The sequence below is a fragment of the Pseudomonas sp. Y3 TE3536 genome (assembly GCF_053629175.1).
This window is the reverse complement of the sequence record NZ_JBRJHU010000001.1, coordinates 226026-249222: the sequence shown is the minus strand read 5'-3', so window position 1 is coordinate 249222 and position 23197 is coordinate 226026. Positions and strand designations below refer to the sequence as shown.

Here is a 23197-nt window from a genome sequence, read left to right as displayed (position 1 = left end):
ACGGCATGACGGATCAATGGGATGCCGGACGACTGGACAGTGACCTCGAGGGTGTCGGTTTCGACACCCTGGCGGTGCGCGCCGGGCAAAACCGTACACCGGAGGCCGAGCACAGCGAAGCGCTGTTCCTGACCTCCAGCTATGTTTTCCGTACGGCCGCCGATGCGGCTGCACGCTTTGCTGGCGAAACGCCGGGTAACGTCTACTCGCGCTACACCAACCCGACTGTGCGTGCCTTCGAGGAACGCCTGGCGGCCATGGAGGGCGCCGAGCAGGCAGTGGCGACGTCCACCGGTATGGCGGCGATCCTCGCCGTGGTCATGTCGCTGTGCAGCGCCGGTGACCATGTGCTGGTGTCGCAGAGCGTATTTGGCTCGACCATCAGCCTGTTCGAGAAATACTTCAAGCGCTTCGGCGTCGAGGTGGACTATGTGCCGCTGGTCGACCTGTCGGGTTGGGAAAAGGCCATCAAGGCCAATACCAAGCTGCTGATCGTCGAGTCGCCGTCCAACCCGCTGGCCGAGCTGGTCGATATCACTGCCCTCAGCGAAGTCGCCCACGCGCGTGGCGCCATGCTGGTGGTGGACAACTGCTTCAGCACCCCGGCACTGCAGCAGCCGCTCAAGCTGGGTGCCGACATCGTGTTCCACTCGGCAACCAAGTTCATCGATGGCCAAGGCCGTTGCATGGGCGGTGTGGTGGCTGGGCGCAGTGAGCAGATGAAAGAAGTGGTGGGCTTCCTGCGTACCGCAGGCCCGACCCTCAGCCCGTTCAATGCGTGGATCTTCACCAAGGGCCTGGAAACGCTCAAGCTGCGCATGCGTGCGCACTGCGAGAGCGCTCAGCACCTGGCTGAGTGGCTGGAGCAGCAGGACGGCATCGAGAAGGTGCATTACGCCGGCTTGCCAAGCCACCCTCAGCACGAACTGGCCAAGCGCCAGATGAGCGGCTTTGGTGCGGTGGTCAGCTTCGAGGTCAAGGGCGGCAAAGAAGGCGCCTGGCGCTTCATCGATGCCACGCGGGTCATCTCGATCACCACCAACCTGGGTGACAGCAAGACCACCATCGCGCACCCTGCCACCACTTCCCACGGCCGCTTGTCGCCGCAGGAGCGTGAGGCAGCGGGTATCCGCGACAGCCTGGTCCGCGTTGCCGTGGGCCTTGAAGATGTGGCCGACCTGCAGGCAGACCTCGCGCGTGGGTTGGCGGCACTGTGATTGAAATCAGCGGCAGTAAGCCAGGCCATAACGGCCGGGTAGCCTTGGTGACCGGTGCCGCTCGCGGCATCGGCCTGGGGATTGCCGCCTGGTTGATCTGCGAAGGCTGGCAGGTGGTGCTCAGCGACCTTGACCGCCCACGCGGGGCCAAGGTGGCCAAGGCGTTGGGTGACAACGCCTGGTTCATCACCATGGACGTTGCCGACGAGGCGCAGGTCAGTGCCGGGGTGTCCGAGGTACTGGGGCAGTTCGGTCGGCTCGACGCGCTGGTGTGCAATGCGGCCATCGCCAACCCGCACAACCAGACGCTGGAAAGCCTTAGCCTGGCGCAATGGAACCGCGTACTGGCGGTCAACCTCAATGGCCCGATGCTGCTGGCCAAGCATTGCGCACCTTACCTGCGTGCGCATAACGGGGCGATCGTCAACCTGACCTCGACCCGGGCACGGCAGTCCGAACCGGACACCGAAGCCTATGCGGCAAGCAAGGGCGGCCTGGTTGCGTTGACCCATGCCCTGGCCATGAGCCTGGGCCCGGAGATCCGCGTCAATGCGGTGAGCCCGGGCTGGATCGATGCACGAGACCCTTCCCAGCGCCGTGCCGAACCGTTGACCGATGCCGACCATGCCCAGCACCCGACGGGCAGGGTAGGGACGGTGGAAGACGTGGCGGCCATGGTGGCCTGGCTGTTGTCGCGCCAAGCGGCTTTCGTCACCGGCCAGGAGTTCGTGGTCGATGGCGGCATGACCCGCAAGATGATCTACACCTGAGCTGTCAGATGTTAAGAAGGGGACCGAAAGGTCCCCTTCTTGTTTCCAGCGATTAATCATCGTGCGACCACTTGGTGTAGGGGCAGCCTTGTGCTGCGTTGAGGGCCGTGAGGTCATGCTGAATCATTGGTGCATTCACCGGCCTCTTCGCAGCACAAGGCTGCTCCTACAGTGAAGGCGGGATCGATCCATTGCCCTCGCACTGGCAAACCTCTTTTTTGCCCTTTTTGAAAAAAAATTCAATGGGGGTATTGACTTAGCATCGGTACCTGCGTAAATTTCGCGGCCTCAGCGAAGCAAACGCAACAAGCAACATCGCGGGGGTGATTAGCTCAGCCGGGAGAGCATCTGCCTTACAAGCAGAGGGTCGGCGGTTCGATCCCGTCATCACCCACCACTTCCTGAGCGTTCCTGGTGCAGGAAGCTTCGAAAGAAGCAGATAGCCAGAGAGGAACAAGGCCTGATAAGCCACGACGTAAGTCACTATGCGCAGCGGTAGTTCAGTCGGTTAGAATACCGGCCTGTCACGCCGGGGGTCGCGGGTTCGAGTCCCGTCCGCTGCGCCACTTTTTAGTAACAGATGGGTGCCTTGCACCGGTCTGAGACCGAAAGGCAAATATGCCTGAGGTCGATCCCAGTTTCAATCGGGCGCAAGCCTGAACGATACGCAGCGGTAGTTCAGTCGGTTAGAATACCGGCCTGTCACGCCGGGGGTCGCGGGTTCGAGTCCCGTCCGCTGCGCCATCTTCGCTTCGAAGCCCCTTGAACGCTTCGAAGCAACAAAAAGAGCGATCAACGTGTCGCTTTTTTTGTGCCTGACTTCACTGTGCCCTTGGCCAGTAAGCGGGCAACAGGTTTCAACTGGGCGCAAGCCCAAGCGATACGCAGCGGTAGTTCAGTCGGTTAGAATACCGGCCTGTCACGCCGGGGGTCGCGGGTTCGAGTCCCGTCCGCTGCGCCATCTTCGCCTCGAGGCCCCTTGAACGCCTCGAAGCAACGTGAAAAGCGACCTTAGGGTCGCTTTTTTCGTTTTAACGCCCCCGCCAGTCCACATTTACACGAAGCTGACAGACTCTTCACGGATGAACGGTTTCAGTGCCCGTGCGCAGTGATGCACAATAGGCACCTTCTCGACTTACCCGGAATTCGCAATGACCAGATCATCCGTCTTTGGTGCGCTCGGGCTGGCCCTGGTGCTGGCGGGCGTGACCGGTTGTTCCTCGAAAAAAGCCGCCATCTACGAGCACGAGAACTTCGATGACTCGGGCACCTTCTCGCGCAGCTTCCCGGTGACCGATGCCGGCTCCTGCGAGGCCGCTCGCCGCGCCTTGCTCAGCCAGGGTTACATCATTACCAGCAGCGGCGCCAACCAGGTGACCGGCAACAAGAGCTTTCAGCAGAACAGCGAAAACCACCTGCAGATCAGCTTCAACGTTACCTGCGCACCCGACGTGAGCGACGAGCAGCGCTCGACCATGTTCGCCAACGCCCTGCAGGACCGCTACAGCCTGAAGAAATCCAACACTTCCGCCAGCCTTGGCGTGGGCGTGCTGGGTTCGGTGTCCATGCCGATAGGCTCCAGTGATGACTCGATGGTCAAGGTCGCCAGTGAGACGGTGACGGCGGCGCAGTTCTACGACCGTTACTTCGCACTGGTAGAGAGCTATCTGCCGAAGCCGAAAAAGGCCAGCAAGGCTAAGTCCAAAGTCGAGCCTGAGGCGCCCGCACCCAAGGTTGAAAAGCCAGCCGTAGACCTGGGGCTGCCGGAGCAGGCGGCTGCAGCGCCTGTGGCCGCTCCGGTAACGCCTGCGGCTGAAGCCACACCAGCGGCTGAAAGCACGCCTGCACCTGCCGCCGTTGCCCCCGCCAGCGAAGTGCCAGCGGCGCCAGTGGCGAATGACAGCCAGGGGTCGCAGCCAGTAGCGCCGCCCGCCGAACCTGCGCCTATTCAGGTGCAACAAGAGGCACAGCCTGCAGAGCCCGCACCCGCGGCGCTTTGACACATTCCCTGTTACAGACAGGCGGCGATAACGCCGTCGATACCTGCTACGTTTACTTCTCATGAGCTTGTCATCATTCCTTCACCCAACCTGCTTAGGTTGAAGGCGACATCTACGAAGACAAATGAGAAAAGAGGACGCAGGGCAATGGATGAATATCAGGAAGAGCTGCTCGAGTTCCAGGCATACGAACTGGACCCCCCGGAACCCGCCGACGACGCCACCGAGCTTTAGCCGGCCTGCCGCTGACTGCGGCGAAACTCCCCCGGCGTGAGGCCGGTCCAGCGCTTGAATGCGCGCTGGAAAGCCTCTGCCGAAGCAAACCCCAACAGATAAGCGATTTCGCCGAAAGCCAGCTCCGTGTCACGGATGTAGGTTTCGGCCAGGTCGCGCCGTGTCTCGTTCAACACGTCGCGAAAACGCGTCCCTTCTTCGGCCAGCTTGCGCCGCAATGTCCAGGTCGGCAACTGCAGGCTCAGCGCCACTTCGTCCAGGTCCGGCTCGCGGCCGCCATTGAGCAGCGGGCCGAGCAGGTGCGTGATGCGTTCACCGAGGCTGCGCACCCGCGTGCGCTGCTGCAACTCCGCTTCGCAAAGCTGTAGCAGGTGCTGCCAGGTGCTCGGGCAATGCTGCGGGTTGGCCATCTGCAGGGTGGCGCGGCTAAGGCGCAGTTGATTACCGTCGGCGCCGAACTGCACTGGGGTGCTGCACAGCGCCTGGTATTGGGCGGCATAGGGCGGCGCGGCAAATTCAATTTCAAGCCGTTCGGCCTGCAGCACAGTCCCCGCCAGGTCGCCCAGTTGCGCCAGCCAGCCGGCGAGCAGGGAGTCGACCACGAAGCGGTTGTAGGTGTTGTAGGGGCTGATGGAGTAAAACCGCAGCCAGGCGCCTTGGGCATCTTCCTGAAAGCGCGAGTGGCCCCGGTAGTTGGCAGCGTACAGCGGCTCAAAGCGCAACAAGGTGCGCGCCGCTTCGCCCACGGTGGGCGCCTGGGCCGCGGTGATGCCCGCAAGGCCTGCATGCGCCAGGCGGCTGAGCCGGCCCATGTGCAGGCCCAGCGCCGGCTCGGCGCACAGCGCGATGGCGGCATGCCCAAGGTGCATGTAACGCGGGATCGACAGGCGGGCTCCGGCTTCGGCCAGGCGTGCCGCATCCAGGCCATAGCGTTGCAGCAGGGGCGCAGGGTCGTGGCCCAGCACGCGCAGGGCCTCGGCCAGTGGCTGGACAAACCCTACCGACAGATCACCCAGGCGCACGCGGGGGCGGGCCACGGGGTTACAACCAGAGGTTCAGCAGGCGGGCGCCATGGCTGGGGTTGCCCGCCAGCAGTTGACCCGACTGATGGGCGAAGCCCTGGCCATCGCTGGCCTGCTCCCAGAACTGCCCACGCATGAACACGCTCATGCTGCTGACGTCTTCGCCAGCGGCCTGGGTCAGGCGTTGCCAGGCGTTTTGTTCGCTGACTTCGCCACGCTTGAGGGCGAGTTCGGCCGCCGCGTCCTGATGGCGATTGCCACGCCATGGCGCCTCCCAGCTGCCTTTGCCACTGAGGAATACCGGGTTGGCGATCAATTGCACGGATTGTTGTGTCAGTTGCTGGTGGTTTTCCGGGTACCAGCTGTCACTGCCGACCAGCACGCCCAGGCGCCCGGCCGGGGTTTGCAGCACCTGCAGCGGTTGCTGGCGGCCATCATGAATGAAGCGGCGCGTTTCGCTGTCCGGGTACTGCTGACGCTGTGGCTGGCCCAGCAGCGAGCCGTCGCCGGCAAACACCACGCTGCTGTTGTACAGCGGGCCATTGCCGGCGTGCAGCACGCCTTGTTTGACATAGGGGGCCGGCAGCACGATGGAGCCGGCCACCAGGGTGACGCCAAACTCCTTGGCCAGGCCACCGAACAACTGCTGATAATCGGCGGCCATCTGCTCGGCCTTCATGCGCAGGTGGGCGTCGCTGCGCCAGTCGTCGGCGTTGGCGCGCAGCATGGCCAGGCCATAGCGCAGCGGGTTGCTCAGTTCCAGCCATTGCAAGGCCTCGCGGCTCTGCGTGACTTGGTACAGCTCGTTCTTTTCACCCCGTGCCCACAGCCAGGTACCGATGTGCTCAGGCAGCACCACTACCGTACGTGGGCCGACCAGCCCCTGTACGCGAGCCTGCTGCAAATAGGCCGAAAGCTTGCGGTGCAGGCGTTGCAGGTTCTGGTAGTCACTGGGGTAGAGCAGCGGTTCGACGCCAAGCAAATTGCCTCGCTCACCGGGCACGCCATGGTTGAGCGCCAGCTCGATGCGCAGGTCGGAAAGGTAGTGGCCTTCCGGGCGCTGCTGGGTCCAGAAGCCGTAGCCGCACAGGGCGGCAATCATCACCAGCGCCAGGGCGCTTGCCAAAAGTTTTCGCATGAAGCGGTACAGCGCCTTGGAAGTTGGAGTTGTCTAGGGTAGCCCTGCTGTACGGGAGGATCAATAAGTTGTCAGTTTCGATCATTGAGGCTGTTCAAACAGCTGTTTAATGTCAGTGGCAGATAAACGACGGGGCCCGCCAGCTGGCGAGGCACCCGCATTCCGTGATCACGCCACAGGGGGACATTCCATGGCTGCCGACCGTTATCCGCACCTGCTCGCACCGCTCGACCTGGGCTTCACCACCTTGCGCAACCGCACCCTGATGGGCTCGATGCACACGGGCCTTGAAGAACGCCCCGGCGGCTTCGAGCGCATGGCGGCCTATTTTGCCGAGCGCGCCCGTGGCGGCGTCGGCCTGATGGTCACCGGCGGTATCGCTCCGAATGACGAGGGCGGCGTCTATTCCGGCGCTGCCAAGCTCAGCACCGAGGAAGAGGCCGACAAGCACCGCATCGTGACCGAGGCGGTGCATGCCGCTGGCGGCAAGATCTGCCTGCAGATCCTCCATGCCGGGCGCTATGCCTACAGCCCGCGCCAGGTCGCGCCCAGCGCGATCCAGGCGCCGATCAACCCGTTCAAGCCCAAAGAACTGGACGAAGCAGGCATCGAGAAACAGATCGTCGACTTCGTCAATTGCGCCGCGCTGGCCCAGCGGGCCGGCTATGACGGCGTTGAGATCATGGGTTCGGAAGGCTACTTCATCAACCAGTTCCTGGCCGCCCACACCAACCACCGTACCGACAGGTGGGGGGGCAGCTATGAAAACCGCATGCGCCTGGCTGTCGAGATCGTCAGCCGTGTGCGCGGCGCGGTGGGCCCGAACTTCATCATCATCTTCCGCCTGTCGATGCTCGACCTGGTCGAAGGGGGCAGCACCTGGGACGAAATCGAGCTGCTGGCCAAGGCCATCGAGCAGGCGGGCGCGACCCTGATCAACACCGGTATCGGGTGGCACGAAGCACGTATCCCGACCATCGCCACCAAAGTGCCGCGGGCGGCGTTCAGCAAGGTCACCGCCAAGCTGCGTGGCACCGTGAGCATTCCGCTGATCACCACCAACCGCATCAACACCCCGGAAGTCGCCGAGGCGGTGCTCGCCGAAGGCGATGCCGACATGGTTTCGATGGCCCGGCCGTTCCTGGCCGACCCGGACTTCGTCAACAAGGCCGCTGCCGGGCGCGCTGACGAGATCAACACCTGCATCGGTTGCAACCAAGCCTGCCTGGACCACACCTTCGGCGGCAAGCTGACCAGTTGCCTGGTCAACCCGCGCGCCTGCCACGAGACCGAACTCAACTACCTGCCAGTGCGCACCGTGAAGCGTATTGCCGTTGTCGGTGCTGGCCCGGCCGGCCTGGCTGCCGCCACCGTGGCCGCCGAGCGGGGCCACCAGGTGACCTTGTTCGATGCCGCTGGCGAGATCGGCGGGCAGTTCAACGTGGCCAAGCGGGTGCCGGGCAAGGAAGAGTTCTTCGAGACCCTGCGCTATTTCCGTAACAAGCTGAGCAGCACTGGCGTAGACCTGCGCCTGAACACCCGCGTCGATGTACAGGCGCTGGTGGACGGCCGCTTCGACGAGGTTATCCTGGCCACCGGCATCGCGCCGCGTACGCCCGCGATCCCGGGGGTCGAGCATGCCAAGGTGCTCAGCTACCTGGACGTGCTGCTCCAGCGTAAGCCAGTCGGCCAGGCTGTCGCGGTGATTGGCGCGGGTGGCATCGGTTTCGATGTGTCCGAATACCTGGTACACCAGGGCGTGGCCAGCAGCCAGGACCGCGAGGCGTTCTGGAAAGAGTGGGGCATTGACACCCAGCTCGAGGCCCGCGGTGGTGTGGCCGGCATCAAGGCTGCGCCGCACGCGCCGGCACGCCAGGTGTATCTGCTGCAGCGCAAGCAGTCCAAGGTTGGCGACGGGTTGGGCAAGACCACCGGCTGGATCCACCGGACGGGGCTGAAGAACAAGCAGGTGCAGATGCTCAATGGCGTGGAGTACCTGGGTATCGATGATGCCGGCTTGCATATTCGGGTCGGCGGTGGTGAGCCGCAATTGCTGGCGGTGGACAACGTGGTGATCTGTGCCGGGCAGGAGCCGCTGCGAGAGCTGCAAGAAGGCTTGCTGGCCGCAGGCCAGTCGGTGCACTTGATTGGTGGCGCGGATGTGGCGGCCGAGCTGGATGCCAAGCGGGCGATCAACCAAGGCTCGCGGTTGGCTGCCGAGCTTTGAGATAGCCGGGGGCCGCGAAGCGGCCCCCGATGTTCGCTGATAAACTGAAGCCTTCGCTTCAGGCCCCGTTCCATGTCTATCGATTTTCTCGACCTGCCCCAGGCTCCTCTACACCCCTTGAACCTGCCCTGGCTACAGAGCGCCAAGGTCGAAGTCGCCATTCTGCGCCTGGACCTGATCGACCCCCTGATCAGCGGCAACAAGTGGTTCAAGCTGCGCCACCACCTCCAGCACGCTCATGAATCAGGTGCCCCTGGCCTGATCAGCCTCGGCGGCAGTCACTCCAACCACCTTCATGCCCTGGCCGCTGCCGGCAAACGCTTTGGCTTCGCCACGGCCGGCCTGCTGCGTGGCCACCCCCAGGACACGCCCACGGTGCGCGATCTGCAGGCGTTGGGCATGCACGTGCACTGGCTCGGCTATGGTGGCTACCGCGCCCGTCATGAGGCGGGTTTCTGGCAACCATGGCTGGCACGTTACCCTGGTTGGCACTGCATTCCCGAAGGCGGCGGCGGCTTGGCCGGCGCGCAGGGTTGCGGGTTGATCGTCGCGCAGGCGCGCGCGCAACTGGCCGAGATCGGTTGGGACGATTACAGCGCCTGGTGGCTGGCCGTGGGTACCGGTACAACGTTGGCCGGCCTGGTGCTGGAAGAGGCGGGCGCGCATGACGTGCACGGCGCGCTGGCAGTGCCCCGCGATCACGGCGTGCCGGACGTTGTGAGGGATCTGGCCGGCGGCAGTGGCTATCAACTGCATGATGCCTGCCGAGGCGGTTTCGCTCGGATCGACGACGAACTGCTGGCGTTCATCGACGCTTGCGAGCGGCACACAGGCGTGCCGCTGGAAGCGCTCTACACCGGCAAGGCCCTGCTGGCGCTACGCGAGCAGGTCGAGGCCGGCCTGTTCGCGCCCGGCACCCGCCTGATCGTGCTGCATACCGGCGGCCTGCAAGGCCGGCGCGGTTATTTGTAGGGCAGCATGCGCAGCAGCGTGTTGTCGCGCTGCACGTAGTGGTGATACAGCCCGGCCAATGCATGCAGGCCGATCAGCCAGTAACCCCAGCTGCCGATGCGTTCATGCCAGCCTTTGATGAATTTGGCCTGGTCTGGGTCCGCGCCGATGAGGTGCGGCAGTTCCAGCCCGTAGAAGGGGACTGGCTTGTCGGCGGCGCTCAAGATCAGCCAGCCGGCCAGGGGCAGGCCGATCATCAGCAGGTACAGCGCCAGGTGCATCAGGTGGGCAAGGCCGGTCTGCCAGGCCGGTGGCTTGGGCAGGATGGGCGGGGTGGGGCGGCTCAGGCGCACGGCCAGGCGCAGCCAGACCAGCAGGAACACGGTCAGGCCCAGCATGAAGTGCAGGTCCTTCATCAGGTTGCGCTCGGCGCTGTCCTTGGGGAACAGGCCGCGAAACTCGATGCAGGCGTATACGACGGCCAGTAGCACCAGCATCAGCCAATGCAGGGCGATGGACAGGCGCGCGTAATGTTGTGTGGGGGTGGATGAAACCATGGAGGATCCTCGTCATCAGGTCTTGAAGTGGCGCTCTTGGTGACGCTCAGCACTCACTGTATCCGCTTGAGGGAACCAATCTTTGCTCCAGGTCGGTGAAAATTGTGTTGCTTGTACCGGCCTCTTCGCGGGCGCAATCATCGCGTGGGCAAAAGTGGCCAGCTATCAGCCACCAAAAACACCCGCTCCACTTCATGCCAGGCACCCTCGGCTTCTTGCTCCAGCCTGACCAGCATCTGCGCCGGCGCATGCTCATCCAGCCCCTGCAGCCAGGCCCCGAACTGCAGTGCCGTCCAGCACTCATCCGCCTCGACCCGCGCCGGTGCCAACCAGGCATCGCGGGGCAAAGGCTGCCAGCGTTCGCCAGTGGCCATCGACCAATCCCGCCGCCGCAACCAGCGCCCGCGCAGGTGCAGTGGGTTGGCCCCCTCGGGCGCTTCTGCCTGCCCAGGCCAGGGGTAGAACAGGTAACCGGCCAGCCACAGATGCGCCTGCACCTGCTGCACGCCAAGCCCGGCCAAGGCCGCGCGGCTCTGTGCGCCACTGGACATCGGCAACTGATGCCCAGTCAGGTGCGCCAGTTTGATCCCCAGCCGGTCATGGCAACCTGGGCCAAGCCATTGCGTCGGGTCTCGGCCATCGCTGTGGGTAGGCCCCAGGTAAAACTTGATGGCCAACTCGAAATGCTGCACCCCCTCGTCATCCCGCAGCAGAATGTCCAGCTCACCCAACGTCTGCCCGCCTGCGCGAATCGCCAGGTTCGCTGCCAGCAACTCAAGGCCCGGCGCCTGGCCCAGGGCGAACTGCCAGAGGCATTCGTAGTACAGGCCCAGCCGCCGACTGGTCAGGCGCGCCAGCCTGTCGCGCAGCGCTTGCTCGTCGGCATCCAGGGCCAGCAGCCAGGCTTTCAGGCGTTGCGGATCATCGGCCCAGGCGCTGCCGGCCAACGGGTGGCGCTGGGGGCAGGGCGGGGCGCTCAGCAGCGGGGGCGACAGCAATGCCCAGGCCAGGTCGCGCACGGCAGGGCGGCGCAACTGGCGAGGCAAGTCGTGGAGTTCGGCGAAAGGCATCATCCAGCGAGCATAGCCGGTTTGCCGCTACCCGGTCGTTTCGCCCATAATCGGCGCATAGTCACCCGCCGCAGAGCCTCGCAGGAGCCCCATGGAGCAATTTCGCAATATCGGTATCATCGGACGCCTTGGCAGCTCGCAGGTGCTCGACACCATTCGCCGACTGAAAAAATTCCTCCTCGAGCGCCACCTGCACGTGATCCTCGAGGACACCATCGCTGAAGTCCTGCCCGGCCACGGCCTGCAGACGTCCACGCGCAAGCTGCTGGGCGAGGTCTGCGACCTGGTCATCGTCGTCGGCGGTGACGGCAGCCTGCTCGGCGCCGCCCGCGCGCTGGCCCGGCACAACATCCCGGTGCTCGGCATCAACCGCGGCAACTTGGGCTTTCTCACCGACATCCGCCCTGACGAGCTGGAAGAAAAGGTCGCCGAAGTGCTCGACGGCCACTACCTGGTGGAAAACCGCTTCCTGCTGCAGGCCGAAGTGCGCCGTCACCACGAGGCCATCGGCCAGGGCGATGCGCTTAACGACGTGGTCCTGCACCCCGGCAAGTCGACGCGGATGATCGAGTTCGAAATCTACATCGACGGCCAGTTCGTCTGCAGCCAGAAGGCCGACGGCCTGATCGTTGCCACCCCGACCGGCTCGACCGCCTACGCGTTGTCGGCCGGCGGCCCGATCATGCACCCCAAGCTCGACGCTATCGTCATCGTGCCGATGTACCCGCATACCCTGTCGGGCCGGCCGATCGTGGTGGACGGCAACAGCGAGCTGAAGATTGTCGTGGCCAAGGACCTGCAGATTTACCCGCAGGTGTCCTGTGACGGCCAGAACCACTTCACCTGCGCCCCTGGCGACACCATCACGGTGAGCAAGAAGCCGCAGAAACTGCGCCTGATCCACCCGCTGGACCATAACTACTACGAAGTGTGCCGTACCAAACTCGGCTGGGGCAGCCGCCTTGGAAGCAGGGACGACTGATGCTCGATCCGGCGCGAAGTTTTGACATCATCGGTGACGTGCATGGCTGTGCGCTGACCCTTGAACGCTTGCTCGACGCCCTCGGTTACAAGCGCGTGGCCGGCGTCTGGCGTCACCCGCGGCGCCAGGCATTGTTCCTGGGCGACATCGTCGACCGTGGGCCGCGCATCCGCGAGGCATTGCACATCGTGCACGACATGGTCGAAGCCGGCCAGGCGTTCTGCATCATGGGCAACCATGAGTACAACGCCCTGGGCTGGGTCACCCCGGCGCTGCCCGGCAGCGGCAAGGCCCATGTGCGCGAACACACGCCACGCCATGCCAGGCTGATCGACGAGACCCTCACGCAGTTCGCCCACCACCCGGGCGACTGGCATGACTTCGTCAACTGGTTCTACGAACTGCCGCTGTTCGTCGACGCCGGGCGTTTCCGCCTGGTGCATGCCTGCTGGGACCCACGGCTGATCGAGCCGCTGCGCCAGCAATACCCGGACGGGCGCATCGACGAACATTTCATCCAGGCCTCGGCCGTGCCCGGCAGCTTTGCCGCCACCGTGTGCAATCGCCTGCTGCGGGGCACCGACATGCGCCTGCCGGACGGCTTGACCCTGACCGGTGGCGATGGCCTGACCCGCGCCTTCTTCCGCACCAAGTTCTGGGAAGAAGACCCGCAAACCTATGGCGACATCGTGTTCCAGCCCGATGCGCTGCCTGAAGCCGTCGCCAGCACGCCACTGAGCCATACCCAGAAGAACGCCTTGCTGCGCTATGCCGAGGACGAGCCTTTGTTGTTCGTCGGCCACTACTGGCGCAGCGGCCGCCCGGCGCCGATCCGCGACAACCTGGCCTGCCTCGACTACAGCGCGGTGCTTTACGGCAAGCTGGTCGCCTATCGGCTGGATGATGAAACCCGTATCGACCCGCACAAGTTCGTCTGGGTCGACGTCGACCGCCCACAGGCCAATCAATGAACATAATCGAAGTGATGCGCCTGCCGCTGTCGGTCGACCTCAGCGGCTTCGTGCACCTGCTGCAACGCTTGCAGGTGCCACACCGGGTCAGTGAAGAAGGTGAAGTCCAGGTGCTGTGGGCCCCCGACACGCTGGCCCAGGATGTGCTGCAACTCTACCAGCGCTATCCCGACGGTAACGCCGACCTTGAGCTTGCGCAGGCCCCTGTGGAAGGGGATTCAGCCGCGAGTGCCCCCACACAACCCTCCCTCAAAGACCAGGTCAAAGCCTGCAAGGTTACCGCCGCTGTCCTGCTGCTGTGCTTCATCGTTGCCGGCATCACCGGCCTTGGCGACAACTTCTCGACCATTGGCTGGTTCACCTTCCTCGACTTCCGCGTGCAGGGCGACTACCTGTACTTCACTCCACTGGCCCAGGGCCTCGCCGAAGGCCAATGGTGGCGCCTGGTGTCGCCGATGCTGCTGCATTTCGGCGTGCTGCACCTGGCCATGAACAGCCTGTGGTACTGGGAACTGGGCAAGCGCATCGAGCTGCGCCAAGGGCCATGGCTGTTGCTGGGCCTGACCCTGTTGTTCAGCCTGGTTTCCAACCTGGCCCAGCACTACACCAGTGGCGCGAGCCTGTTCGGCGGCCTTTCTGGGGTGCTGTACGGCCTGCTCGGGCACATCTGGCTGTACCAGTGGCTGGCGCCCAACCCGCACTTCAACCTGCCCAAGGGCGTGCTGGTGATGATGCTCATCTGGCTGGTGGTGTGCCTGACTGGCGTGGTCGGCCAGCTCGGCTTCGGCCAAATCGCCAACGCCGCCCACGTCGGCGGCCTGCTCATCGGATGCCTGACAGGGCTCTTGGGTGGCGGCATGGCCCGGCGTAAACTGTCGGCTTGAATTAGGAGACGCTATGTCCACTTTCGCGCAAATGATCGAAAACATTACTCCCGAGATCTACGAGAGCCTGAAAACGGCCGTGGAAATCGGCAAATGGTCCGATGGCCGCAAGCTCACTGCCGAGCAGAAAGAGCTGTCGCTGCAGGCGGTGATCGCCTGGGAAATGAAAAACCTCCCCGAAGACCAGCGTACCGGCTACATGGGGCCGCAAGAGTGCGCCTCGAAGTCTGCGCCAATCGCTAACATTCTGTTCAAGTCGGACTCGGTACATTGATCGAACTCGCTCGTGGCTCTTTGAGCAAGATGGCGGTGCGCCTTGAAGCACCGGTCGTGCAATACAGCTTTCGCCTAGGTGAAGAGCAGGTGCCGGTCAACCCGTTGATCGGCCAGCGCTTGCGCCTCGAGTACCTCGGCGCCATTCACTGCAGCCATTGCGGCAAGCGCACCAAGACCAGCTTCAGCCAGGGTTACTGCTACCCGTGCATGACCAAGCTGGCCCAGTGCGACGTGTGCATCATGGCCCCGGAACGCTGCCACTATGATGCCGGCACCTGCCGCGAACCGTCCTGGGGCGAGCAGTTCTGCATGACCGACCACGTCGTCTACCTGGCCAACTCGTCAGGGGTCAAGGTCGGCATTACCCGCGCCACCCAGTTGCCCACCCGTTGGCTCGACCAGGGTGCCAGCCAGGCGCTGCCGATCATGCGCGTGGCCACCCGCCAGCAATCGGGCCTGGTCGAAGACGTGCTGCGTAGCCAGGTACCGGACCGCACCAACTGGCGCGCTCTGCTCAAGGGTGACGCCGAAGCGCTGGACCTGGTGGCCATTCGTGAACAGATCTTCGATGCCTGCGCCGACGGCCTGCGCGAGCTGCAAGCGCGCTTCGGCTTGCAGGCGATTCAGCCGCTGCCGGATGCCGAAGTGGTGCAAATGCGTTACCCGGTCGAGGCCTACCCGACGAAGATCGTCAGCTTCAACCTGGACAAGAACCCGGTAGTGGAAGGCACGCTGCTGGGCATCAAGGGCCAGTACCTGATCTTCGACACCGGCGTGATCAACATTCGCAAGTACACGGCCTACCAGTTGGCCGTGCTCCAGTAAAAAGGACCTGCACATGCGTACCGAACAACCGCAAGTGATCTACCTCAAGGACTACCAGGCGCCCGAGTACCTGATCGACGAGACGCACCTGACCTTCGAGCTGTTCGAGGACCACACCCTGGTCCATGCGCAACTGGTCATGCGCCGCAACCCGGCACGCGGTGCCGGCCTGCCGCCGTTGGTGCTCGACGGCCAGCAGCTTGAGCTGCTGCGCGCTTCGCTGGACGATGCCGAGCTGCAGGCGAGCGATTACCAGCTCGAAGCCGACAGCTTGACCGTGCAGCCCAAGGCCGAGCGTTTCACCCTCGACACCAGCGTGAAGATCCACCCCGAGAGCAACACCGCGCTGGAAGGCCTGTACAAGTCCGGCAAGATGTTCTGCACCCAGTGCGAGGCCGAGGGCTTCCGCAAGATCACCTACTACCTCGACCGCCCGGACGTGATGAGCACCTTCACCACCACGGTGATCGCCGAGCAGCATCGCTACCCGGTGCTGTTGTCCAACGGTAACCCCATCGGCAGCGGGCCGGCAGAAGACGGCCGCCATTGGGCAACGTGGGAAGACCCGTTCATGAAACCGGCCTACTTGTTCGCCCTGGTGGCCGGTGACCTCTGGTGCGTCGAGGACAATTTCGTGCGCCAGTCGGGCCGCGATGTGACCCTGCGCATCTACGTCGAACCCGAGAACATCGACAAGTGTCACCACGCCATGGTCAGCCTGAAGAAGTCCATGCGCTGGGACGAAGAAGTCTATGGCCGTGAGTACGACCTGGACATCTTCATGATTGTCGCGGTCAACGACTTCAACATGGGCGCCATGGAAAACAAGGGCCTGAACATCTTCAACTCCAGCTGCGTGCTGGCCCGGGCCGAAACCGCCACCGACGCCGCCCACCAGCGTGTCGAAGGCGTGGTGGCCCACGAGTACTTCCACAACTGGTCGGGCAACCGCGTCACCTGCCGTGACTGGTTCCAGCTGTCGCTCAAGGAAGGCTTCACGGTGTTCCGCGACGCCGAGTTCAGCGCCGACATGAACTCGCGCACGGTCAAGCGCATCGAAGACGTCGCTTACCTGCGGACCCACCAGTTCGCCGAAGATGCCGGCCCCATGGCCCACCCGGTACGCCCGGACAGCTTCATCGAAATCTCCAACTTCTACACCCTGACTGTGTACGAAAAGGGTGCCGAGGTTGTACGCATGGTCCGCACCCTGCTGGGGGCCGAGGGCTTCCGCAAGGGCAGCGACCTGTATTTCGAGCGCCACGATGGCCAGGCGGTGACCACCGACGACTTCATCAAGGCCATGGAAGATGCCAACGGCGTTGACCTGACCCAGTTCAAACGCTGGTACAACCAGGCGGGCACGCCGCGGCTGGAAGTCAGCGAGGCCTATGATGCAGGCGCCCAGACTTACAGCCTGACCTTCCGCCAGAGCTGCCCGCAGACCCCGGACAAGGCCGAGAAGCTGCCGTTCGTGATCCCGGTCGAGCTGGGCCTGCTGGATGCCGAAGGCAACGACCTGCCGCTGCGCCTGGCGGGTGAAGCCGCGGCTGGCGGCACCAGCCGCGTGCTGTCGGTGACCGAGGCGGAGCAAACCTTCACCTTCGAAGGCCTCACGGCCAAGCCGCTGCCCTCGCTGCTGCGAGGCTTCAGCGCGCCGGTGAAGTTGAGCTTCCCGTACGACCGCGACCAGCTGATGTTCCTGATGCAGCACGACAGCGATGGTTTCAACCGCTGGGAAGCGGGCCAACAGCTGTCGGTGCAGGTGCTGCAGGAGCTGATCGGCCAGCATCAACGTGGCGAAGCGTTGAAGCTCGACCCGCGCCTGATCACCGCCCTCGGTACCGTGCTGGGCAACGAATCGCTGGACGCCGCCATGGTCGCCGAGATGCTCTCGCTGCCAGGCGAAGCCTACCTCACCGAAATCAGCCAGGTAGCTGACGTCGATGCCATTCACGCCGCCCGCGAGTTCGCCCGCCAGCAGATCGCCGAGCAGCTGTTCGATGGCCTGTGGGCCCGCTACCAGGCGCACCGCGAGGTCTCGCGCAGCACGGCCTACGTCGCCGCGGCCGAGCACTTCGCCCGCCGCAGCCTGCAGAACATCGCCCTGTCGTACCTGATGCAGAGCGGCAAGCCGCAGGTGCTGGAGGCGACCCTGGAGCAGTTCGACCAGTGCGACAACATGACCGAGCGCCTGACCGCCCTGGCGGTGCTGGTCAACTCGCCGTTCGAAGCCGAGCGGGCCAAGGCGCTGGAAACCTTCGCCGAGCACTTCAAGGACAACCCGTTGGTCATGGACCAGTGGTTCAGCGTGCAGGCCGCCAGTTCGCTGCCAGGCGGGCTGGCGCGGGTCAAGGCGCTGATGCAGCACCCGGCGTTCACCCTGAAAAACCCGAACAAGGTGCGGGCGTTGGTGGGGGCGTTTGCCGGGCAGAACCTGGTCAACTTCCATGCGGCCGATGGTTCGGGTTATCGCTTCCTGGCGGACCTGGTGATCGAGCTGAATGCGCTGAACCCGCAGATTGCCTCGCGTCAATTGGCACCGCTGACCCGCTGGCGCAAGTACGACGACGCGCGTCAGGCGTTGATGAAGGGTGAGCTGGAGCGGATTCTGGCTTCTGGGGCGCTGTCCAGTGATGTGTATGAGGTGGTGAGCAAGAGCTTGGCGTGAGTTCTCGATAGCCTGAGCGGGCCCTTTCGCGGGACAAGCCCGCTCCCACAGGTACTGTGCAACTTTCTGGGGGCAGTCCAGGTATTGTGCAAAACCTGTGGGAGCGGGCTTGTCCCGCGAAGCTTTTGGGCGGTTAACAAAACATAACGTCCCGCTCGTTGTATTCCCGCAACCTTCCCCGCTACGATCCCCTCAAGCTATTGCAGGCCTCTACCACAGGCATTTCGCAGTACCTGCAAGGCATTGACCCACTAAGAACAACAAACAGGGGACGGTCATGAGGGAGCAGCTGATGGCGCAAACCAGGCGTGGAGCCTGGCCGCTGGCCGCCGGTGCGATGCTGGCGCTGGCATTGGGCATGTGGACGGGCAGTGTCGAAGCCGCTGCCGCCGACGAATACTCCACCGAATCGGCCAAGGCCAGTCAGAGCCTGCTGATCGACGCCGCCCAGGCCGGCAAGCGTCTGGTCGTGGTCGGTGATCGCGGTCATATCCTGTTCTCCGACGACCAGGGCAAGACCTGGACCCAGGCCCGGGTACCCACCCGGCAACTGCTCACCGCTGTGTTCTTCTTCGACGACAAGCGCGGCTGGGCTGTCGGCCACGATGCGCAGATCCTCGCCAGTACCGATGGCGGCGCGACCTGGAGCAAGCAATTCGAAGACCTGGCCCGCGAAGCCCCGCTGCTCGACGTCACATTCCTCGACGCCCAGCACGGTTTTGCCGTGGGTGCCTATGGCGCACTGCTGGAAACCACCGACGGCGGCCAGCACTGGCAGGACGTTGCCGAGCGCCTGGACAACGCCGACCAACTGCACCTTAACGGCATCGCCGTAATCAAGGACGCCGGCCTGTTCATCGTCGGCGAGCAGGGCAACATGTTCCGCTCAGGCGACAACGGCCAGACCTGGGCCAAGGTCGACGGCCCTTACGAGGGCTCGCTGTTCGGTGTGATGGGCACTGCCCAGCCTAATACGCTGTTGGCCTATGGCCTGCGCGGCAACTTGTTCCGTTCTACCGACTTCGGCGACAGCTGGCAGCCGATCGAACTCAAGGCCGCGCGCGGCGCCCTCGAATTCGGCCTGGCAAGCGCTACGCTTGTCGAGGATGGCAGCGTGGTGCTGGTCGGTAACGGCGGCAGCGTGTTGCGCAGCCATGACGACGGGCAAACCTTCAGCGTCTACAACCGTGCCGACCGCATCGCCCTGGCCGGCGTCACCGGCCTGACAACCGGCGGCTTGTTGCTGGTGGGGCAGGGGGGCGTGCACCTGGCCACCGCCGAAGGCGCCGACCAGGCTGCCAAGGAGGCGCGTCCATGACCAGCAGGGAGAGCATCACCATGCACCCGCATCACCAGGACAAGGCCACGCTGCTCGAACGCCTGATCTTCAACAACCGCCCCGTGGTCATCGCCCTGTGCGTGCTGGTCAGCATCTTCCTGTTCTGGCAGGCCACGCAGATCCGCCCCTCGACCAGTTTCGAGAAGATGATCCCGCTCGAGCACCCGTTCATCGAACAGATGATGGAGCACCGCAACGACCTGGCCAACCTCGGCAACACCGTGCGTATTTCGGTCGAGGCGGTCAACGGTGACATCTTCGACAAGGACTACATGGAGACCCTGCGCCAGATCCATGACGAGGTGTTCTACATCCCCGGCGTCGACCGCGCCGGGCTGAAGTCGCTGTGGAGCCCCAGCGTGCGCTGGACCGAGGTGACCGAAGAGGGCTTCTCCGGTGGCGAGGTGATCCCCAATACCTACAACGGCTCGGCCGAAAGCCTCGATGCCTTGCGCGACAACGTGCTCAAGTCCGGCCAGGTCGGGCGCCTGGTGGGCAACAACTTCAAGTCCAGCATCGTCGATGTGCCGCTGCTGGAGAGCTACCCCGACCCGCAGGACCAAGGCAAGCAGGTCAAGCTCGACTACCAGCAGTTCTCGCACCTGCTCGAAGAGAAGATCCGCGACAAGTTCCAGGCGCAGAACCCCAACGTGAAGATCCATATCGTCGGCTTCGCCAAGAAGGTCGGCGACCTGATCGACGGCCTGGTGATGGTGGCGATGTTCTTCGGCGTGGCCCTGGGCATCACCTGGGTGCTGCTGTACTGGTTTACCTGGTGCATCCGCAGCACTATCGCTGTGCTCATCACCACCCTGGTGGCGGTGGTCTGGCAGCTGGGCTTGATGCATGCGGTGGGCTTCGGCCTCGACCCGTATTCGATGCTGGTACCCTTCCTGATCTTCGCCATCGGCATTTCCCACGGGGTGCAGAAGATCAACGGCATCGCCTTGCAGTCGAGCGGCGCCGACAACGCACTGACCGCTGCCCGGCGCACGTTCCGCCAGCTGTTCCTGCCGGGGATGATCGCCATCCTTGCTGACGCAGTGGGCTTCATCACCCTGCTGATCATCGACATCGGGGTCATTCGCGAGCTGGCCATCGGCGCCTCGATCGGCGTCGCGGTGATCGTCTTTACCAACCTGATCCTGCTGCCGGTAGCGATTTCCTATGTCGGCATCAGCAAGAAGGCGGTCGAGCGCAGCAAGAAGGACGCGACCCGTGAGCACCCGTTCTGGCGCCTGCTGTCCAACTTCGCCAGTGCCAAGGTGGCGCGGGTGTCTGTTGCCGTGGCCCTGGTGATGTTCGCCGGTGGCCTCTGGTACAGCCAGAACCTGAAAATCGGTGACCTCGACCAGGGCGCGCCGGAGCTGCGCCCGGACTCGCGCTACAACCAGGACAACAACTTCATCATCAGCAACTATTCGACCAGCTCGGACGTGCTGGTGATCATGGTCAAGACGCCGTCGGAAAGCTGCTCGATCCACTCGACCATGGCGCCGATAGACGAGCTGATGTGGACCATGGAGAACACCCCGGGCGTGCAGTCGGCGATCTCGCTGGTGACCGTGTCCAAGCAGGTGATCAAGGGCATGAACGAGGGCAGCCTGAAATGGGAGACCCTGTCGCGCAACCCGGACATCCTCAACAACTCCATCGCCCGCGCCGACGGCCTGTACAACGCCGACTGCTCACTGGCACCGGTGCTGGTGTTCCTCAACGACCACAAGGCCGAGACCCTGGAGCGCGTCACCGCCGCCGCCAAGGCCTTTGCCGACAGCCACAACAAAGAGGGCCTGCAGTTCCTGCTGGCAGCCGGTAACGCCGGGATCGAGGCGGCCACCAACGAGGTGATCAAGTCGGCCGAACTGACCATTCTGGTGCTGGTGTACATCTGCGTCGCGGTGATGTGCCTGATCACCTTCCGCTCGTTTGCCGCAACCCTGTGTATCGTCCTGCCGCTGGTGCTGACCTCGGTGCTGGGCAATGCGCTGATGGCCTACATGGGCATTGGCGTGAAGGTTGCGACGTTGCCGGTGGTGGCCTTGGGTGTAGGCATCGGCGTGGACTATGGCATCTACATCTACAGCCGCCTGGAAAGCTTCCTGCGTGCAGGCCTGCCGTTGCAGGAAGCCTATTACGAAACCCTGCGCTCGACCGGCAAGGCGGTGTTGTTCACCGGGTTGTGCCTGGCCATTGGTGTGTGCACCTGGATCTTCTCGGCGATCAAGTTCCAGGCCGACATGGGCTTGATGCTGACCTTCATGCTGCTTTGGAACATGTTCGGTGCGCTGTGGCTGTTGCCGGCGCTGGCGCGGTTCCTGATCAAGCCTGAGAAGATGGTGGGCAAGGAGGGCGGGTCCATTTTTGCCCATTAAGTGAGGGGGCTGTAGAGGGCCTGTGGGAGCGGGTTCACCCGCGAATACGGTGGTGCATTCGCCGACGCATTCGCGGGTAAACCCGCTCCCACAGGTGCCATGTCGCTATACTGTCGCTCTTTTCCCAATTGGTACCCTCATGTCCCCCCTCGCCACCGCCCTCCAAACCTGCGACATGCTGCTGATCGACGGCCTGCACGCCTTCGATTTCACGTCCAACGAAACCGGCCTGACCGTCGAATGCATGGACGGCCGCCAGTTGCGTCGCTGGAACTTCACCCCCGAGCAGATCGCTGCCGCCACCGCCACGGGTGACGAGTGGACGCTCAACGGTGCCCAGGGCGAGCATCGTCTAGTCTGTATGAGTGCCTTTCGCGCCCCGGATGAAGACCACGATGAACCGGATCTGGACGAGCCTGCTGACCGCTAGCCTGATGAGCCTGACAATCAACGCCCACGCCGCCACGCTGCTGGTGGGCAGCTACACGGATGGCCAGAGCCAAGGCATCTACCGCTACCTGTTCGACAGCAAGACAGGCCAGATCGCGCCGACCCCGCAACAGGTGGTCAAGAGCGAGAACCCTTCCTGGCTGGTGCTCTCGGCCGACCAACGGCAACTGTTCGCAGTCAACGAAACCGCGCAAGGCCACGTCAGCAGTTTCAGCGTGAGCCGCAAAGGCGAGATCAAACCGCTCAACCAGGTGGCCACCCGAGGCGATGAGCCGACCCACGCCAGCCTCAGTCGCGACCAGCGCTTCCTGTTCGTTGCCAACTACGCCGTCAAGCCAGACCCCGGCGGCAGCCTGGTGGTGATCCCGGTGGCCAAGGACGGCAAGCTCAAGGACGTGGTGCAGCAAGCCCGCCATAAACCAAGCGGCGTAAACCCCGAACGCCAGGCCGGCGCCCATGTGCACTCGCTGGTGCTGTCGCCGGACGGCCAGCACCTGTATGCCTGCGACCTGGGCGCCGACAAGGTGTTCATCTACCGTTACGACGGTGCCAGCACAGACCACCCGCTCACGCCGGCGATACCGGCGTCGGTGGCCCTGCCGCCGGGCAGCGGCCCGCGTCACCTGCTGTTCGACGCCAAGGGGCGACACGCCTACCTGACACTGGAAATGAGCGCCGAGGTGGTGGTGTTCGACGTCCAGGAAGGCAACCTGGTCGAGCGCCAGCGTCTGCCCCTGACGGACCACCAGGACGCTGCGGCCAAAGCGGCTGGCGGCCTGCACCTGTCGGCGGATGGGCGCTTCTTGTACGTGAGCAATCGCGGCACGGCCAACGAGATCGTGGCCTTCAGCGTGGGCAAGGACGATGGCCAGTTGGCGTTCTTGCAACGCCGTTCGGTGGAGGGCGATCACCCTCGGGAATTTACCCTCGACCCTAGCGACAACTTCCTGTTGGTGGCCAACCAGAAGAGTGACCAGATCGTGGTCATGCGCCGTGACCCGCGTAGCGGCAAGCTCGGTGAGACAGTACAGACGCTGCCGCAGGCTGCGCCGTCGGACCTGAAGTTCATCGAGTGACGCCAGGTGTTCGGCGTTCGTTTTTGGGCGTTCTTGAGATCGAGCGCCGCCCGCGCGGCGCTTCGCAGCACAAGGCTGCTCCTACATTTGTTTCGGGCCAGTCACGCCTGTGAAGGCGGCGCGCGACCGCCCTGTAGGAGCAGCCTTGTGCTGCGAAGCGCC

At 63.9% G+C, this 23197-nt stretch carries 19 protein-coding genes and 4 tRNA genes; 19 read left to right on the top strand and 4 right to left on the bottom strand.

Features of this window, described 5'->3' with window-relative positions:
- The first annotated feature begins 5 nt into the window (after positions 1 to 5).
- From AB7M33_RS01110 to AB7M33_RS01080, 7 genes are all read left to right on the top strand, one after another.
- Entirely contained in the window at positions 6 to 1217 is a 1212-nt protein-coding gene (locus tag AB7M33_RS01110) for an O-succinylhomoserine sulfhydrylase (protein ID WP_099430085.1), read from the top strand.
- Entirely contained in the window at positions 1214 to 1987 is a 774-nt protein-coding gene (locus AB7M33_RS01105) for an SDR family oxidoreductase (protein ID WP_027596718.1), read from the top strand. The genes AB7M33_RS01110 and AB7M33_RS01105 overlap by 4 nt, the downstream gene beginning before the upstream one ends.
- A gap of 321 nt (positions 1988 to 2308) precedes the next feature.
- A tRNA-Val gene (locus AB7M33_RS01100) sits at positions 2309 to 2384 on the top strand.
- Positions 2385 to 2476: 92 nt separating this feature from the next.
- Positions 2477 to 2553: transfer RNA gene (locus AB7M33_RS01095), tRNA-Asp, on the top strand.
- 101 nt (positions 2554 to 2654) lie between these two features.
- Positions 2655 to 2731 (top strand) — tRNA-Asp (locus AB7M33_RS01090).
- A gap of 140 nt (positions 2732 to 2871) precedes the next feature.
- Positions 2872 to 2948 (top strand) — tRNA-Asp (locus AB7M33_RS01085).
- Between the two features lie 190 nt (positions 2949 to 3138).
- Positions 3139 to 3987, top strand: coding sequence for a DUF2242 domain-containing protein (locus tag AB7M33_RS01080; protein ID WP_454242298.1), 849 nt, complete (start codon positions 3139 to 3141; stop codon positions 3985 to 3987).
- A gap of 230 nt (positions 3988 to 4217) precedes the next feature.
- Here the strand turns inward: AB7M33_RS01080 and AB7M33_RS01075 are convergent, their stop codons facing one another.
- On the bottom strand, positions 4218 to 5258 hold the full coding sequence (locus tag AB7M33_RS01075; RefSeq protein ID WP_027596716.1) for an AraC family transcriptional regulator: 1041 nt from the start codon (positions 5256 to 5258) through the stop codon (positions 4218 to 4220).
- Positions 5259 to 5262: 4 nt separating this feature from the next.
- Positions 5263 to 6381 (bottom strand): nitrilase-related carbon-nitrogen hydrolase, encoded by a 1119-nt coding sequence (locus tag AB7M33_RS01070; protein ID WP_027596715.1) that lies wholly within the window; start codon positions 6379 to 6381, stop codon positions 5263 to 5265.
- Between the two features lie 190 nt (positions 6382 to 6571).
- Here AB7M33_RS01070 and AB7M33_RS01065 point away from each other — a divergent pair, with 190 nt between their 5' ends.
- Together AB7M33_RS01065 and AB7M33_RS01060 are read left to right on the top strand one after the other, a co-directional pair.
- Positions 6572 to 8608: an oxidoreductase gene (locus tag AB7M33_RS01065; protein WP_454242297.1), complete on the top strand. Its 2037-nt coding sequence runs from the start codon at positions 6572 to 6574 to the stop codon at positions 8606 to 8608.
- Positions 8609 to 8686: 78 nt separating this feature from the next.
- The gene (locus tag AB7M33_RS01060; RefSeq protein ID WP_454244191.1) at positions 8687 to 9580 is read left to right on the top strand and encodes a 1-aminocyclopropane-1-carboxylate deaminase/D-cysteine desulfhydrase; all 894 of its coding nucleotides are present in this window, start codon (positions 8687 to 8689) and stop codon (positions 9578 to 9580) included.
- Here the strand turns inward: AB7M33_RS01060 and cybB are convergent.
- Both cybB and AB7M33_RS01050 read right to left on the bottom strand, forming a co-directional pair.
- Complete coding sequence (gene cybB / locus AB7M33_RS01055) at positions 9571 to 10116, bottom strand: cytochrome b561 (protein ID WP_454242296.1); 546 nt, start codon at positions 10114 to 10116, stop codon at positions 9571 to 9573. The genes AB7M33_RS01060 and cybB overlap by 10 nt on opposite strands.
- Before the next feature lie 137 nt (positions 10117 to 10253).
- Positions 10254 to 11189: a DUF1853 family protein gene (locus tag AB7M33_RS01050; protein ID WP_454242295.1), complete on the bottom strand. Its 936-nt coding sequence runs from the start codon at positions 11187 to 11189 to the stop codon at positions 10254 to 10256.
- A gap of 88 nt (positions 11190 to 11277) precedes the next feature.
- Here AB7M33_RS01050 and AB7M33_RS01045 point away from each other — a divergent pair, with 88 nt between their 5' ends.
- From AB7M33_RS01045 to AB7M33_RS01000, 10 genes are all read left to right on the top strand, one after another.
- Positions 11278 to 12168: an NAD(+) kinase gene (locus AB7M33_RS01045; protein ID WP_027596710.1), complete on the top strand. Its 891-nt coding sequence runs from the start codon at positions 11278 to 11280 to the stop codon at positions 12166 to 12168.
- On the top strand, positions 12168 to 13139 hold the full coding sequence (locus tag AB7M33_RS01040) for a metallophosphoesterase (RefSeq protein ID WP_027596709.1): 972 nt from the start codon (positions 12168 to 12170) through the stop codon (positions 13137 to 13139). The genes AB7M33_RS01045 and AB7M33_RS01040 overlap by 1 nt, the downstream gene beginning before the upstream one ends.
- On the top strand, positions 13136 to 14023 hold the full coding sequence (locus tag AB7M33_RS01035) for a rhomboid family intramembrane serine protease (RefSeq protein ID WP_027596708.1): 888 nt from the start codon (positions 13136 to 13138) through the stop codon (positions 14021 to 14023). The genes AB7M33_RS01040 and AB7M33_RS01035 overlap by 4 nt, the downstream gene beginning before the upstream one ends.
- A 13-nt stretch (positions 14024 to 14036) precedes the next feature.
- Positions 14037 to 14297: a YeaC family protein gene (locus AB7M33_RS01030; protein ID WP_051099822.1), complete on the top strand. Its 261-nt coding sequence runs from the start codon at positions 14037 to 14039 to the stop codon at positions 14295 to 14297.
- Positions 14294 to 15124: a DUF2797 domain-containing protein gene (locus tag AB7M33_RS01025; protein ID WP_454242294.1), complete on the top strand. Its 831-nt coding sequence runs from the start codon at positions 14294 to 14296 to the stop codon at positions 15122 to 15124. Before AB7M33_RS01030 ends, AB7M33_RS01025 begins: the two co-directional genes overlap by 4 nt.
- A 13-nt stretch (positions 15125 to 15137) precedes the next feature.
- Positions 15138 to 17795 carry an aminopeptidase N gene (gene pepN / locus AB7M33_RS01020; protein ID WP_454242293.1) on the top strand — a complete coding sequence of 886 codons (2658 nt, stop codon included), beginning with the start codon at positions 15138 to 15140 and terminating at the stop codon, positions 17793 to 17795.
- 277 nt (positions 17796 to 18072) lie between these two features.
- A complete protein-coding gene (locus tag AB7M33_RS01015; RefSeq protein WP_454242292.1) occupies positions 18073 to 19113 on the top strand; it encodes a WD40/YVTN/BNR-like repeat-containing protein in 1041 nt (346 codons plus the stop codon).
- Between the two features lie 20 nt (positions 19114 to 19133).
- Positions 19134 to 21509: an efflux RND transporter permease subunit gene (locus AB7M33_RS01010; RefSeq protein WP_454244190.1), complete on the top strand. Its 2376-nt coding sequence runs from the start codon at positions 19134 to 19136 to the stop codon at positions 21507 to 21509.
- 139 nt (positions 21510 to 21648) lie between these two features.
- Positions 21649 to 21939, top strand: coding sequence for a DUF5629 family protein (locus AB7M33_RS01005; RefSeq protein ID WP_027596702.1), 291 nt, complete (start codon positions 21649 to 21651; stop codon positions 21937 to 21939).
- On the top strand, positions 21905 to 23035 hold the full coding sequence (locus AB7M33_RS01000) for a lactonase family protein (RefSeq protein ID WP_225876659.1): 1131 nt from the start codon (positions 21905 to 21907) through the stop codon (positions 23033 to 23035). Before AB7M33_RS01005 ends, AB7M33_RS01000 begins: the two co-directional genes overlap by 35 nt.
- Positions 23036 to 23197: the final 162 nt, after the last annotated feature.

Excerpts from the sequence above, each read along its gene's own strand:
- AB7M33_RS01005 (WP_027596702.1), top strand. The coding sequence starts at position 21,649 with ATGTCCCCCCTCGCCACCGCCCTCCAAACCTGCGACATGCTGCTGATC.
- cybB (WP_454242296.1), bottom strand. The coding sequence starts at position 10,116 with ATGGTTTCATCCACCCCCACACAACATTACGCGCGCCTGTCCATCGCC.
- AB7M33_RS01030 (WP_051099822.1), top strand. The coding sequence starts at position 14,037 with ATGTCCACTTTCGCGCAAATGATCGAAAACATTACTCCCGAGATCTAC.
- AB7M33_RS01050 (WP_454242295.1), bottom strand. The coding sequence starts at position 11,189 with ATGATGCCTTTCGCCGAACTCCACGACTTGCCTCGCCAGTTGCGCCGC.
- AB7M33_RS01000 (WP_225876659.1), top strand. The coding sequence starts at position 21,905 with ATGAACCGGATCTGGACGAGCCTGCTGACCGCTAGCCTGATGAGCCTG.
- AB7M33_RS01065 (WP_454242297.1), top strand. The coding sequence starts at position 6,572 with ATGGCTGCCGACCGTTATCCGCACCTGCTCGCACCGCTCGACCTGGGC.
- AB7M33_RS01080 (WP_454242298.1), top strand. The coding sequence starts at position 3,139 with ATGACCAGATCATCCGTCTTTGGTGCGCTCGGGCTGGCCCTGGTGCTG.
- AB7M33_RS01040 (WP_027596709.1), top strand. The coding sequence starts at position 12,168 with ATGCTCGATCCGGCGCGAAGTTTTGACATCATCGGTGACGTGCATGGC.
- AB7M33_RS01045 (WP_027596710.1), top strand. The coding sequence starts at position 11,278 with ATGGAGCAATTTCGCAATATCGGTATCATCGGACGCCTTGGCAGCTCG.
- AB7M33_RS01015 (WP_454242292.1), top strand. The coding sequence starts at position 18,073 with ATGAGGGAGCAGCTGATGGCGCAAACCAGGCGTGGAGCCTGGCCGCTG.
- AB7M33_RS01110 (WP_099430085.1), top strand. The coding sequence starts at position 6 with ATGACGGATCAATGGGATGCCGGACGACTGGACAGTGACCTCGAGGGT.
- AB7M33_RS01010 (WP_454244190.1), top strand. The coding sequence starts at position 19,134 with ATGCACCCGCATCACCAGGACAAGGCCACGCTGCTCGAACGCCTGATC.
- AB7M33_RS01035 (WP_027596708.1), top strand. The coding sequence starts at position 13,136 with ATGAACATAATCGAAGTGATGCGCCTGCCGCTGTCGGTCGACCTCAGC.
- pepN (WP_454242293.1), top strand. The coding sequence starts at position 15,138 with ATGCGTACCGAACAACCGCAAGTGATCTACCTCAAGGACTACCAGGCG.
- AB7M33_RS01070 (WP_027596715.1), bottom strand. The coding sequence starts at position 6,381 with ATGCGAAAACTTTTGGCAAGCGCCCTGGCGCTGGTGATGATTGCCGCC.